This window comes from Sphingomonas sp. UYAg733 (genome assembly GCF_054057355.1).
This window is the reverse complement of record NZ_JBSRZE010000002.1, coordinates 292209-305372: the sequence shown is the minus strand read 5'-3', so window position 1 is coordinate 305372 and position 13164 is coordinate 292209. Positions and strand designations below refer to the sequence as shown.

At 63.3% G+C, this 13164-nt stretch carries 11 protein-coding genes; 5 read left to right on the top strand and 6 right to left on the bottom strand.

What is annotated here, in order from left to right:
* Nucleotides 1-27: 27 nt before the first annotated feature.
* Nucleotides 28-1830 carry an acyl-CoA dehydrogenase C-terminal domain-containing protein gene (locus ACVWZA_RS06495; protein ID WP_457310352.1) on the top strand — a complete coding sequence of 601 codons (1803 nt, stop codon included), beginning with the start codon at nucleotides 28-30 and terminating at the stop codon, nucleotides 1828-1830.
* Nucleotides 1831-1966: 136 nt separating this feature from the next.
* On the opposite strand, the gene ACVWZA_RS06490 is transcribed toward ACVWZA_RS06495, so the two are convergent.
* The 3 genes from ACVWZA_RS06490 to ACVWZA_RS06480 form a co-directional block, all read right to left on the bottom strand.
* Nucleotides 1967-3331 carry a cell wall hydrolase gene (locus ACVWZA_RS06490; protein ID WP_457310351.1) on the bottom strand — a complete coding sequence of 455 codons (1365 nt, stop codon included), beginning with the start codon at nucleotides 3329-3331 and terminating at the stop codon, nucleotides 1967-1969.
* A gap of 332 nt (nucleotides 3332-3663) precedes the next feature.
* A complete protein-coding gene (gene cysK / locus ACVWZA_RS06485) occupies nucleotides 3664-4584 on the bottom strand; it encodes a cysteine synthase A (RefSeq protein ID WP_457310350.1) in 921 nt (306 codons plus the stop codon).
* Nucleotides 4581-5864 carry an MFS transporter gene (locus ACVWZA_RS06480; RefSeq protein ID WP_457310349.1) on the bottom strand — a complete coding sequence of 428 codons (1284 nt, stop codon included), beginning with the start codon at nucleotides 5862-5864 and terminating at the stop codon, nucleotides 4581-4583. The genes cysK and ACVWZA_RS06480 overlap by 4 nt, the downstream gene beginning before the upstream one ends.
* Nucleotides 5865-6018: 154 nt before the next feature.
* Between ACVWZA_RS06480 and pdhA the strand changes: the two genes are divergently transcribed.
* Both pdhA and ACVWZA_RS06470 read left to right on the top strand, forming a co-directional pair.
* Nucleotides 6019-7062 carry a pyruvate dehydrogenase (acetyl-transferring) E1 component subunit alpha gene (gene pdhA, locus ACVWZA_RS06475; protein WP_457310347.1) on the top strand — a complete coding sequence of 348 codons (1044 nt, stop codon included), beginning with the start codon at nucleotides 6019-6021 and terminating at the stop codon, nucleotides 7060-7062.
* Nucleotides 7062-8465: a pyruvate dehydrogenase complex E1 component subunit beta gene (locus ACVWZA_RS06470; RefSeq protein ID WP_457310346.1), complete on the top strand. Its 1404-nt coding sequence runs from the start codon at nucleotides 7062-7064 to the stop codon at nucleotides 8463-8465. Before pdhA ends, ACVWZA_RS06470 begins: the two co-directional genes overlap by 1 nt.
* Before the next feature lie 6 nt (nucleotides 8466-8471).
* Here the strand turns inward: ACVWZA_RS06470 and ACVWZA_RS06465 are convergent, their stop codons facing one another.
* Genes ACVWZA_RS06465 through ACVWZA_RS06455 form a run of 3 tightly spaced genes read right to left on the bottom strand, consistent with a single transcriptional unit; the run spans nucleotide 8472 to nucleotide 11775 of the window.
* Nucleotides 8472-9269, bottom strand: coding sequence for a TadE/TadG family type IV pilus assembly protein (locus tag ACVWZA_RS06465; RefSeq protein WP_457310345.1), 798 nt, complete (start codon nucleotides 9267-9269; stop codon nucleotides 8472-8474).
* A complete protein-coding gene (locus ACVWZA_RS06460) occupies nucleotides 9266-9856 on the bottom strand; it encodes a TadE/TadG family type IV pilus assembly protein (RefSeq protein WP_457310344.1) in 591 nt (196 codons plus the stop codon). Before ACVWZA_RS06460 ends, ACVWZA_RS06465 begins: the two co-directional genes overlap by 4 nt.
* A complete protein-coding gene (locus ACVWZA_RS06455; RefSeq protein ID WP_457310343.1) occupies nucleotides 9853-11775 on the bottom strand; it encodes a pilus assembly protein TadG-related protein in 1923 nt (640 codons plus the stop codon). Before ACVWZA_RS06455 ends, ACVWZA_RS06460 begins: the two co-directional genes overlap by 4 nt.
* Nucleotides 11776-11853: 78 nt before the next feature.
* Here ACVWZA_RS06455 and ACVWZA_RS06450 point away from each other — a divergent pair, with 78 nt between their 5' ends.
* Both ACVWZA_RS06450 and ACVWZA_RS06445 read left to right on the top strand, forming a co-directional pair.
* Complete coding sequence (locus ACVWZA_RS06450; protein WP_457310342.1) at nucleotides 11854-12555, top strand: squalene/phytoene synthase family protein; 702 nt, start codon at nucleotides 11854-11856, stop codon at nucleotides 12553-12555.
* 58 nt (nucleotides 12556-12613) lie between these two features.
* Nucleotides 12614-13084, top strand: coding sequence for a histidine kinase (locus tag ACVWZA_RS06445; protein ID WP_457310341.1), 471 nt, complete (start codon nucleotides 12614-12616; stop codon nucleotides 13082-13084).
* Nucleotides 13085-13164 lie beyond the last annotated feature (80 nt).

Here is a 13164-nt window from a genome sequence, read left to right as displayed (position 1 = left end):
AATCCCAGCAAGGCTGAAGGACTTACAATGCCGCAATATACGCCCCCGGTTCGCGACGTGCGCTTCATCCTCGAGCATGTCGTCGGGCTCCACGCTCACGCCAATTTGCCGGGTTTCCAGAACGCGACGCCCGATGTGGTCGATGCGGTGCTCGATGAAGGCGGCAAGTTCGTCGCCGAGATATTGTTTCCGCTCAACCATTCGGGCGACCAGGAGGGCTGCACGCGCCACGACGACGGCAGCGTGACCACCCCCGCAGGGTTCAAGGAAGCGTATCAGGCGTTCGTCGAGTCCGGCTGGGGCACCTTGTCCGCGCCGGAGGAATTCGGCGGGCAGGCGATGCCGCATGTCGTGTCGACCGCGTTTCAGGAATTCATGATCTCCTCGAACATGGCGTTCGCGATGTATCCCGGCCTGACGCACGGCGCGATCGCCGCCTTGCTGGTCAAGGGCACGCCCGAGCAACAGGCGAAGTACGTCCCCAACATGGTGTCGGGCAAATGGGGCGGCACGATGAACCTGACCGAGCCGCAATGCGGCACCGATCTCGGCCTGATCCGCACCCGCGCCGAACCGCAGGCGGACGGCAGCTATGCGATCACCGGCACCAAGATCTTCATCTCGTCGGGCGAGCATGACCTGACCGAGAACATCATCCATCTCGTGCTGGCCAAGACGCCGGGCGCGCCGGATAGTTCGAAGGGCATTTCGCTGTTCGTCGTGCCCAAGTTCATGGTCGGCGATGACGGCGCGCTCGGCGCGCGCAACGCGGTGTCGTGCGGCTCGATCGAGCACAAGATGGGCATCCATGCCAATTCGACTTGCGTGATGAATTATGACGGCGCGACCGGTTGGCTGGTCGGCGACGAGATGAAGGGCCTCGCGGCGATGTTCATCATGATGAATGCGGCCCGCCTCGGCGTCGGTCTGCAAGGACTCGCCGTGGCCGAAACCGCCTATCAGAATGCGGTGCAATACGCGCATGACCGCCGTCAGGGCCGCGCGCTGACCGGGCCGAAAGAGCCCAACGAGAAAGCGGATACACTGTTCGTCCATCCCGACATCCGCCGCATGCTGATGGATGCCAAAGCGCTGACCGAGGGCCTTCGTGCGCTTTGCTTATGGGGCGCGCTGCAGGTCGATCTCGAACATGCCGCCGCGACCGACGAGGAAAAGCAGCTCGCCGCCGACCTGATCGGTCTGCTCACCCCGGTGATCAAGGGTTATGGCACCGACAAGGGTTACGACATCGCGACCAACGCGCAGCAGGTCTATGGCGGCCATGGCTACATCGCCGAATGGGGCATGGAGCAATATGTCCGCGATGCGCGGATCGCGATGATCTATGAAGGCACCAACGGCGTGCAGGCGATGGACCTGGTCGGGCGCAAGCTCGCGCAGAATGGCGGCCGCGCGGTGCAGGCCTTCTTCAAGGTCGTCGCCGACGATGTCGCGACGGGCAAGGCCGATCCGGCGACCGCCGCCTTCGCGACGGCGCTCGAAAAGGCCAATGGCGAGCTTCAGGCAGCGACGATGTGGTTCATGCAGAACGGCATGCAGAACCCCGACAATGTCGGCGCCGGCGCGCATAGCTATATGCACATCATGGGCATCGTCGCGACTGGGCTGATGTGGCTGCGCATGGCCAAGGCCGCTGCTGACCTGAAGGCAGCGGGAGAGGGCGATACCGCCTTCCTCGACGCCAAGCTGGTGACGGCGCGCTATTTCGCGGAACGCATCCTGCCCGACGCCGGCGCGCTGCGCCGCAAGATCGAGGGTGGTGCGGAGGCAATGATGGCATTGCCGCCGGAGATGTTCATGACGGCCTGAGGGGGCGGGCCGCGCGCCCACGCGTCATCCCAGCGAAGGCGGGGATCTCATTGGGGATAGTGCGGAGCCCGCCTCAGCAAGACCCCATCCTTCGCTGGGGTGACGGCGGAGGTGGTGAACACGGCCTAGTTCTCGTCTAAGGCCTGGGCACCGGCGTTGCCGCAACCTGCGGGATCGACTTCGCCGGGACGGCGGTAATTTCGACCCGCCGACGCACGCCGGCAAGCCCGTCGGCCGCTGGTTTCAGCGTCGACGACACCGGCGGCGGTACGACCCGTGACCCGGGAAGATTCTCCAGCCGGAAACCCTCGGTCTGGCGAATCACCGGCACGAACACCTGCAGCTTCATGCACTGGGTCAAATCGGGGCGACGATATTCGGCGCAATTCCACAGCGCCTTGTCATAACCCTTGGTCCGATCGCGCAGATAGCTGAACGACATGGTCGATACCTGGCTCGACTGCAGCGGCACCGCGGCGGGTGTCTTCGCCTTGCTGCTCCACGCCATGAACTTGCAATAGGGGCGCTCGCCACAGGTCGCAGAGGCCAGGGCGGCGAAGCTCTCGGGCGGCATTTTCGGGTCGAGCGTGACGATGAAGCTGTTGGTATCGGTGGCGATCGGCTGGGTCAGGGCGCCGGTTGCCGCCGCGCCCTCGATCGTCGCCGCCGCGGCCTCTTCGAGTGCTGCGCCCATGCGGTGCGCGTCGGACAGGGCGGCGAGCTGGGCGATCACCGGCTCGGACGATGATACGCGTCGCCCGAACGCCGGCGGCGTGCCCCACCAGCCGGTCCAGCGGAAGAACAAATGCGTGCGCACCTTGGTTACCTTGTCGAGGCTGGAACTCCAATAAGGGACTACCCAATCGGTGTGGTAATGCGTCGCATAGCCGACCGGCTTGAACACCGATCCGGTCAACGCCAGCGCCGCCGTTTCGCGCGCGCGTTTCCAGGCGAGGTCGGACCAGCGATGGCGGACTAGCGCCCCGTCGCAGGTAAAGGTGAACTGGCAACCGGTGGCGCGTTCCTCGCCCTGGAACACCACGCCGCAGATCGTCTTGGGAAAGGCGGGATGGCGGGTGCGGTTGATCACGACCTGCGCGACCGATCGCTGGCCCAGCGTATCGTCCCCGGCTTCGTACAGCACCGCCGCGGCCATGCAGTCGATCGCGCGCGCCTTGTCCTCGTCGGTGCCGCTCAGCACGAACGGCCGTGCCGCCGGATTGGGCGCGGTCGAATAAGGGATGGTGGCGTTGAAGGTGCGCGCGTCGTCCGGCGGCAAATCCCGATATTTGAGCGGTTCGACCGGCGGCAACTCGGCCTGCGGCACGATGCGCTGCTGCGGCATCGCGATATGACGTTGCGGGCGTATCGGAGGTGCGAAAATGACGATCAGCGCCGGCACTGCGGTCGCGACGAGAGCGATGGCCGCCACCAACAGCCGCAAGACCATCGCGGGCGATGCGTCGGCCCGGGGGCCGGCGATGATTGGTGTATCGATCACGGAAAAGCGGCTCAGCGGTGGCCGGGCGGGAGCTGTTTGAAAATCACGGTCGGCTCCTGGCGGGTCGGGCAGCGGGCTTTTCGAGTCTTTCCGACTTACGTCGATACGGCGCCGGCCCGCTCCCCCTCCCGGCCACCCATTCAGGATACGCTGCGGGTGGCCGGGAGGGGGAACAGGCCGGCACCGTCTAAACCGAAAAGGCTCTTAGCGCACAATGCGCGGAATGAGAAATCGCTCCAGTCGCTCGCTTCGCCTGAACGAGCATCGACCTCGCAATGCCCATGGGCACGGCGAGGCAGATGTCATTTCAGGTTGCGCAGGCGATGCTCGCCTCAGCTTTCCGGCAGGAAGTCGGGCACCGACAGGTAACGCTCGCCGGTGTCGTAATTGAAGCCAAGGACACGTACGTTTGCCGGCAGGTCGACCAGCTTCTGCTTGATCGCCGCCAGCGTCGCGCCCGAACTGATCCCGACCAGCATGCCTTCCTCGGTCGCGGCGCGGCGCGCGAAATCCTTGGCGGACGCCGCATCGACCTTGATCGCGCCGTCGATTGCCTGGGTGTGGAGATTGGCCGGCACGAACCCTGCGCCAATGCCCTGGATCGGGTGCGGGCCGGGCTGGCCGCCGGAAATTACCGGCGACGCATCGGGCTCGACCGCATAGACTTTGAGGTCCGGCCATTCCTTCTTGAGTGTCTCTGCGACACCCGTGATGTGGCCGCCGGTGCCGACACCAGTGATAATCACGTCGATCGGCGTATCGCGGAAGTCGGCGAGGATTTCCTGCGCGGTCGTGCGGCTATGGATCGCGATATTGGCGGGATTCTCGAACTGTTGCGGCATCCATGCGCCGGCGGTCTGGTCGACCAGCTCAAGCGCGCGTTCGATCGCGCCTTTCATGCCCTTTTCGCGCGGTGTCAGGTCGAAGGTCGCGCCATAAGCGAGCATCAGGCGGCGGCGTTCGAGCGACATGCTCTCGGGCATGACCAGCACCAGCTTATAGCCCTTGACCGCCGCGACCATCGCCAGGCCGACGCCGGTATTGCCGCTGGTCGGTTCGATGATCGTGCCGCCGGGTTTGAGATCACCGGACGCCTCGGCCGCTTCGACCATGGCGAGCGCGATGCGGTCCTTGATCGACCCGCCCGGATTGGAGCGCTCCGACTTGATCCACACTTCGCGGTCGGGGAACAGCTTGGTCACGCGGATGTGCGGGGTGTTGCCGATCGTCTCTAGGATCGTGTTGGCTTTCATCGTGCTGCCTCCATCTCAGTGTCTGCGGCATCTCGTGCCGTTTCGGGTGGATCGAATGTCTTTGCCTTGCGGATAACAGGGAACAGATAGGTCCACAGGATTGTCACCACAATCGCTCCCGTGCCGCCGACCAGCACCGCGCCGACCGGGCCCAGCCCCGCGGCAAGGAACCCCGATTCGGCCTCGCCCAGTTCGTTGGACGCCGAAATGGTCAATTGTGAGACCGCGCCGACCCGGCCACGCTTGTCGTCCGGGGTGTAGAGCTGGATCAGCGATTGCCGGATATAGACCGAGAACATGTCGGCCGCGCCGGCCACGACGAGCGCGCCGAGGCTGAGCGCCATGATCTGCGACAGGCCGAACACGATCGTCGCGATTCCATAGATCAGCACCGCGATCAGCATTTTGGGGCCGACATTGGTCTTGAGCGGGCGGAACGAGAAGAACAGCGCGACGATCGATGCGCCCACCGCAGGCGCGGCAGCCAGTGCGCTCAGCCCTTGCGGTCCGACCTTCAGAATGTCGTGCGCATAGATCGGCAGCAGGGCGGTCGTGCCCGCCAGAAACACCGCGAACAGATCGAGCGTGATGGTGCCGAACACCATCTTGTTGTGAAAAACATAGGTCAGGCCGTCGGCGATCTGCTTCAACGGATGCGCGCTGCCGACCGCGATGGTGCGGGGTACCTTGCCGATCAGGAACACGCAGACCAACGCCACGGCGAACAACAGGGTGGCGAGCCAATAGGCGCCCGACGGTGTGATCGAATAGGCGAAGCCACCGACCGCCGGGCCGATGATCGTGCCGACCTGCCAGGAGATCGAGCTGAGCGCGATCGCGGTGGGCAGCACTTCGCGCGGCACGAGATTCGGCGCGAGCGCGCTGAATGCCGGTCCGGCAAAGGCGCGCGCCAGACCGAGCAGGACGGCGACTCCGAACAGCACCGGCAGGGTCATCGCGCCGTCGAGCGTGACGAGAGCGAGAATGAGCGCGCAGGTGAATTGCATCGTCACCGTGACGCGCGTGATCCAGCGCCGGTCGAAACGGTCGGCGACCCAGCCGCTGATCGGTGTGGTCACGAACAAGGGTATGAATTGCAGCAAACCGATCAGGCCGAGCTGCGCCGCCGCGGCGCTCGGTGACATGGTCTGGCGAGCGATCGTGTAAGTCTGCCAGCCGATGACGATGATCATCGCGTTCTGGGCAATCGTCATCGCAAAGCGCGCCGCCCAATAGGCGCGGAAATTGGCGATGCGAAACGGGTGGGGGGCGGGGGGCATCGCGAAAACCTTTAGGCGCGAGCATTGCGTCGCGGCAATCGCCGATTGCTTGGCACCCGCAAACTTCGCCTGTTGTCCAGACGATTGATGTCCGGCCCGAAACGGGCTTATAGGCACCGCTTCCCCTCCCCACGGAAAACGAGGTTGCCCCATCGTGGCCAAAGCCCCCGCCGCCCGAAAAGCCGAACCGCTGACACCCAATCGCGAGCGCCCCAATGAGCCAAAGCTCTACAAGGCTTCGAAGGATGAGCTGCTCCAGTTCTACAAGCAGATGCTGCTGATCCGCCGTTTCGAGGAAAAGGCCGGTCAGCTTTACGGCCTCGGCCTGATCGGCGGTTTCTGCCATCTCTATATCGGCCAGGAAGCGGTCGCGGTCGGACTGCAATCGGCGTTGTCGGACAAGGACAGCGTGATCACCGGTTATCGCGATCACGGCCATATGCTGTTGTGCGGCATCCCACCCAAGGACGTGATGGCGGAGCTGACCGGGCGTCAGGCCGGCATTTCCAAGGGCAAGGGCGGATCGATGCACATGTTCAGCGTCGAACATAAATTCTATGGCGGGCACGGCATTGTCGGCGCGCAGGTCTCGCTCGGCACCGGGCTTGGTTTCAGCCATAAATACAAGGGCGATGGCGGTGTCTGCCTCGCCTATTTCGGCGACGGGGCATCAAACCAGGGCCAGGTTTACGAGAGCTTCAATATGGCCGAGCTGTGGAAGCTGCCGGTCATCTATGTGATCGAAAACAACCAGTATGCGATGGGCACCAGCGTCAATCGCTCATCGGCCGAGGACCAGCTGTTCCGCCGTGGCGAAAGCTTTCGCATCCCCGGTATCCAGATCGACGGCATGGACGTGCTCGCGGCACGCGGCGCGGCCGAAGAGGCGCTGGCCTGGGTTCGCGCGGGCAAGGGGCCGATCATCCTCGAAATGAAGACCTATCGCTATCGCGGCCATTCCATGTCCGACCCGGCGAAATATCGCAGCCGCGACGAGGTCCAGGCGGTGCGCGACAAGTCCGATCCGATCGACCATTGCAAGAAGCTGCTTGAAGCCGAAGGCGTCAAGGAGGACGAGCTGAAGAAGATCGAGCAGGAAATCCGCAAGGTCGTCAACGAAGCCGCCGACTTCGCCGAGAGCGCGCCCGAACCGGAGCCCGCCGAACTCTATACCGACGTGCTGGTGGAAACTTACTGATGCCGATTGAAATCAAGATGCCCGCGCTCTCCCCGACAATGGAGGAGGGCACGCTCGCCAAATGGCTCGTGAAGGAAGGCGACACCGTCAAGTCCGGCGACATCATGGCCGAGATCGAGACCGACAAGGCGACGATGGAGTTCGAAGCGGTCGATGAAGGCACGATCGGCAAGATCCTGATCGCCGAGGGCACCGACAATGTGAAGGTCGGCACCGTCATCGCGACGCTCGACGCCGAGGGCGAAGAGCCGTCCGAAGCTGCGCCGGCCAGGGCAGAATCCAAGGAAGAGCCACCTGCCGACAAGGCGCCGCCAGCACCGGAAAGCGCGACGCCGCACCAGGTCGAGACCGGTGCACGCCAGATGTACGAAGCCGCCAGGCATGACGGCCCGACCGACCCGGCGATCCCTGAGGGGACCGAGATGGTCAAGGTCACGCTGCGCGAAGCGTTGCGCGATGCGATGGCGGAGGAAATGCGCCGCGACGACCGCGTGTTCCTGATGGGCGAGGAAGTCGCGCAGTATCAGGGCGCGTACAAGGTCAGTCAGGGCCTGCTCGAGGAATTCGGCGACAAGCGCGTGATCGACACGCCGATCACCGAATATGGGTTTGCCGGGGTCGGCACGGGCGCGGCGATGGGCGGCTTGCGTCCGATCGTCGAGTTCATGACCTTCAATTTCGCGATGCAGGCGATCGATCATATCGTCAATTCGGCGGCCAAGACCAATTACATGTCGGGCGGCCAGATGCGCTGCCCGATCGTGTTCCGCGGCCCCAATGGCGCGGCCTCACGCGTCGGCGCACAGCACAGCCAGAACTACGCACCGTGGTACGCCAGCGTGCCCGGCCTGATCGTCATCGCGCCATACGACGCGGCCGATGCCAAGGGACTGATGAAGGCCGCGATCCGCACCGAGGATCCGGTCGTCTTCCTCGAAAACGAACTGCTTTACGGTCGTACCTTCGAAGTGCCCAAGCTGGACGATTATGTCCTGCCGATCGGCAAGGCGCGCACCATGCGCGAGGGCAAGGACGTGACGATCGTCAGCTATTCGATCGGTGTCGGGCTTTCGCTCGAAGCCGCCGAGGAACTGGCGAAGGAGGGCATCGACGTCGAGGTCATCGACCTGCGCACGCTGCGCCCGCTCGACAAACAGGCGGTGCTCAAGAGTCTCAAGAAGACCAACCGCATGGTCGTCGTGGAAGAAGGCTGGGCGACTTGCTCGATCGCGTCGGAGATCGTCGCGATCTGCATGGAGGAAGGGTTTGACGACCTCGATGCACCCGTCCTGCGCGTCGCCAATGAGGATGTGCCGTTGCCTTACGCGGCGAACCTCGAAAAACTCGCCCTGGTCAATTCGGCGAAGATCGTCGAAGCGGTGAAGAAGGTGACATACCGCTAAAGTGTGTCATGCCGCGTAGGTGTTGCAGGTTGCTTTCGTCGCGATTGGCAACGGGTTATAGACCTGCGCGAAATCGCGATTGTCGCGCACCACAAAGGACGCGATATAGTGGATGCGCATAGCGCCATAGAGCCAGTTGCCGACCACCGGCTGGTACAAATAATTGACCTCGACGAACATCACGCCGCCGTTGGTGGGCGCCTTCACCGCGTCGGCCGAACTGTCGCCCATGCCGACCAGCACTGGCCCGCCGGCTGCACCGACGGCAAGGGCGCCAGGGTGAGCGGCCGAATTGTCGAGCGGAAGCGTCGCGGTGTTTACGCCTGCGTTCGGGTCATAAGCGCCGGCATTCGAAAGTCCGGTGGTCGCTAGTCCATAGGACGAGTCATAGCCCGCACCGTTCTTCATACCCACGCAGCGCTGCCAATGGATTCGCTGTGCCCCTGCCGAGTCCGCCTCCAGGCTCGATACGGTGATCCGGCCATAGGTCGTAAGCTTGATGCCTTTGCCCTGCGTCCGCGCAGCGTCCAGCACGTCGTTCATGTCGACTTCGCGAAGCTGCTCGACCTGATTCGAATCGATCGTTCCGACGCGCGCCGCGTTGTCGGCCAGGCCGAGCGCGATTTGACTGACCTTCAGATTGATCAGGGCCAGATTGGCAGTCTCAATTCCGTATAGGCCGATCATCAGCACGATCGGCATCGAAAAGGCGAACTCAAGCATCGCCAAGCCGCTCTTGTCACGAGCGAGGCGGCGGCGCGCGCTGTTAAGGCCGGCAATTTTGGAGCGGAGATTTATCTTCATGTGCAGACCTGCTTGGGTGCCGCGGCGACCTGCTGCGTTGCGTAGGGCTGGTTCTTGAGCAGCGTGCTGGCGTTGATCGTATTGGTCGATGGCCAGCCGAAAAGGCCCGCGACCGGGAAGAGCCGGGGATAGGCGACCTGCACCGAATATAGCGTCACGTCGTTCGCGCCGCCCTGACCGTCCGCGCCCGGATCGGCATCCCACTGACTGTTCGCGTTGATGTCGGTAAAGCACTCCCCGGAGTTGCGAATGCCGTTGTTGTTGGTGTCGATGAAAGGTTCGGGCTTGGCTGTACTGAACGAATCGTAATTCTTCCGCGTGAAGGCAAAGGTCGCATTCTTGGCGATCTTCTTGACCATGTCGGACACCTTCGCATCGATTGCCGCCGTGTTGTTACCGCCGCCCTGGATCGTTGAATCGCGCCCGGCTTTTTGCATCGCGCCGTTGACGAGCGACTGTGCGTAGACCTGATAAGCGAGATCGCTCAATCCCATCAGAAGCAGCATCATGACGGGCGCGATGATGGCGAATTCAATGACGGTAGAGCCGCGCCGATCGCGTGCGAGGTTGAGAAGACGGCGTATCACTGCGAAATCCGGAGCAGCGCGATCTGCTTGGCGATGTCCTGGAAAACGGTGTTCAGCGAAGCGGTGTCGGTGGCTGTGAAGGCCTTCCCCTTGCCGTATTTGGCACAATCCTTCAGCTCCTGATTCAGCGCTGTGCCGAACGCGACGACGTACACCGTGATACCGCGTGACCCGGCAGCCGTGCATTCCGCCACGAAGCGCGCGTTGTGATAGGCTTCGTCATTGTCCAGGCCACTGACACGCTTATCATAATATTCGATGCCATAGAGGCTGTAAGCGGTCACGACGTTGTTCATGTCGCCATCGGTCATGAAGACGATGAAACGGTTCGGCTCGTTGCGATTGGGCCAGGCTGCGGTGTCCGCCCCGAACGGCCCTTTCGGCGCGAGAAAGCGCGTACCCCAGATCATGCCGGTATCGTGATAAGTGTATCCGGAGGGCCGCAGGTCACCGCTCGATGATACATAGGTGGCAACCTCACCGCGTGTCATAACCGACAGGCGCTTGGCCGCCTTGGGACAGGCGACGCCATCACCGTTGTAATTCGCTGCTAGCCACTTGCCGAGCGTAGTGCCGGTTCCGCTCACATCGCTACTCGCGGTGTTCGAGCTTCCGGCATTGTACACGCTGGTATTATTACCACGGTAATAGCTTAGCTCGGGCAGTGCTGGCTTCCATTTTGTGTCATCGGAGCTCGGCGTCAAATCCGGATCGAGGTCGGGCGGCAGGGCGCTCTGATTGAAGCTGGTCGCGCCGAAAGTGGTCTGCCGTTCCTCAATGCAACCCGGCCACGTGATCGTGCCGCCGCCATAACGCGTGCGATCCACGGTCGCGGCGCCAGTCTTGAGCTGCGACACGTCGAGTTCTTTGTTCAAGTAATTCCAGGTGACCTTCAGCTTCTCGGTCTTGACCGTGCAGGTCCCCGGGGCTTTGTTGTTGGTCTGCGCCTGGTAGGTCTTCGTTACCCGAGTAGCGGTCGCGGTAGCGGCGATGCCGGATCCGGCGACAACATAGCCGTTTGCCGGTGTCCGCACGACGCCGACCGTGCAGGAAGTCGACGCGACCTTGTCGGTGATGACGGTCGCGGTGTTCCAGACCGTGTCGTTGTTCTCGACCGTATTGGTAGCGATGCCCGCCGGCTCGCGCGTATTGTAGGTCCACTTATCGACCAGATACGATGGATTGAGCGAGCGAATTGCCGCGCCCGCGTTCACCGTCACGCTATACGGCACGAAACCATAGCGGATATGCGTCGAAGGGTCGGCGGTGGAGTCGATTGTATCGTAGAAGTTGAGCACGGCAGCGCGAACGCCGGCGATCTTTGAATCCGAGGAGGCTTCTCCCGAAGCGTAGCCAGTCGTGCCGTCCTCGCGCGTGTAGGCGTATTTGCCGCCGGCACCCGAGCCGTCCGGCTTGCCGGCCATCGACCCGGTCGTATCCAGCACGAACATAATGTCAGTGTCGGCCACGTCGTAACGCGCTTGACATGCGACGTTGAGCGCGACATCGGCCGCGCCGAACATCTTCATGATCGTCATGGGCACGTTGACGCTGGCGGTGCCGGAAACCTGATTGTCTGTCGTCTTGACCGGTGTGAAAGCGGTCGTGTTGGTACGCATCCAGCCGTTCTTGAAATTATTCTTGAAGAACGTCTGCGCCTGGCCCGCCGGCGAAACATCAAGCGGCGCGGTGCTGTTGACGATCGACTTGCGACCTGCGAGCACGCCGGCGTCACAGGCCTGTTGCAGCCTCACCTTGACGACATAGAGACGCGCAGTGTCAATGCCCGAACCGACGATGCCGCAGATAGGGAAGAGCGCGATCGCCATCATGGCAAGCGTGTTGCCGCGAACGTCATGTGCAAGGCGGCTCATGAAGCCGCGCGTCATTACTCGCTCGATCGCTTTGATCCCCGACATTCAGCCGCCCCGCTTGGTAGATATTGGTCCCAACCAGCGGCCTATGCGGGGCGAAGGGATAATTGCGCTTCAATCGACATGGTTAATGCTATGGTTACGATCTGGGGCCGCGACCTCATGACGGCGGACCCGGAGCGTCTTCTCGCATTATCCTATTCGCCCATATCGCATCGCGCTGGCGTGACTGCGCTCTTCGCGCTCGACGACACGCTCGCTGCGATCCTGCGTACCACGCGCGAGCCGCTGGTCGGGCAGATGCGGCTGACCTGGTGGCATGAGGCGCTGGGCAAGCTTGACGACGGGAGCGTCCCGGCCGAGCCGGTCCTCCAGGCACTCGCGGCCGAGGTGATCCCGCGCGGCGTGTCGGGGGCGCTGCTTGCCGACATGATCGACGCGTGGGAGGTGCTGCTCGATCCGGAGACGCCCGACGATGCAACGCTGGAGCGTTATGCGGGGCGGGGCGTGATCCTGTTCGGCGCGGCGGGAACGTTGCTTGGCACAGCGCCGACCGATCCGATCGCACCGGCCGGGCGCGGCTGGGCGCTGGCCGATCTGGCGCGCAATGTGGAGGACAGGCAGGTCGCGGTAAACGCGCTGCGTCTGGCCACCGGCCCGCTGGTCGCCGCGACCGCCGTGCGGTGGAGCCGTGCAGGACGGACACTCGGCGCACTCGCCCATCTCGCACGGCTCGACCTGAAGGTGCCGATCGGCGAACCGATCCCACATGGCGCGCCGCACCGCGTGTGGCGCATATTGATTCATCGGATTCGGGGACGTTAGCTTGTCCGAGACGGCCAATCCGCGATAGTCTGGACCTATTGTCAGTTGGGAGACGGAAATGATGTGGCGCTATGTGGCGGGCAGCGTGGCGGCGCTGATGTTGATCATCGCGGGAATCATGTTGGCTGGCGGGTCCGCTCGCCCGGTTTCACCACTCATGGCGGCGCCGGCGCATGCGGGCCAGGTTGCCGACGACGACGAAGCGTTGCCTGACACTATTCCGGAGGCGGGCGCCAAGACCCGCGAGGAGAAGCGGTTCAACCGCTACGACAAGGATCGCGACGGCGCGGTCACGCGCGAGGAATATCTCGTCTCGCGCCGCAAGGCCTATGCGAAGCTCGACATCAATCATGACGGCCAATTGTCGTTCGACGAATGGGCGACCAAGACCACGACCAAGTTCGCGGATGCGGACAAGGACAAGTCGGGGACGATGAACGCCGTCGAATTCGCCACCACCGCGCCGAAACGCCGCGCCAAGGCCAAGCCGAACTGCCCGCCGGCAGCGCCGAAAGACGAGGAAGGCTAGACTCGTTTTTAGCAAGCCGGTGCCAGCCCGCTTCCCCGCCCGGCCACCCACAGAATATCCTGAATGGGTGGCCGGGAGGG

Coding starts and splice junctions, on each gene's coding strand:
- ACVWZA_RS06495 (WP_457310352.1), top strand. CDS start 28: ATGCCGCAATATACGCCCCCGGTTCGCGACGTGCGCTTCATCCTCGAG.
- ACVWZA_RS06480 (WP_457310349.1), bottom strand. CDS start 5,864: ATGCCCCCCGCCCCCCACCCGTTTCGCATCGCCAATTTCCGCGCCTAT.
- ACVWZA_RS06445 (WP_457310341.1), top strand. CDS start 12,614: ATGATGTGGCGCTATGTGGCGGGCAGCGTGGCGGCGCTGATGTTGATC.
- ACVWZA_RS06455 (WP_457310343.1), bottom strand. CDS start 11,775: ATGTCGGGGATCAAAGCGATCGAGCGAGTAATGACGCGCGGCTTCATG.
- cysK (WP_457310350.1), bottom strand. CDS start 4,584: ATGAAAGCCAACACGATCCTAGAGACGATCGGCAACACCCCGCACATC.
- ACVWZA_RS06450 (WP_457310342.1), top strand. CDS start 11,854: ATGGTTAATGCTATGGTTACGATCTGGGGCCGCGACCTCATGACGGCG.
- ACVWZA_RS06470 (WP_457310346.1), top strand. CDS start 7,062: ATGCCGATTGAAATCAAGATGCCCGCGCTCTCCCCGACAATGGAGGAG.
- ACVWZA_RS06465 (WP_457310345.1), bottom strand. CDS start 9,269: ATGAAGATAAATCTCCGCTCCAAAATTGCCGGCCTTAACAGCGCGCGC.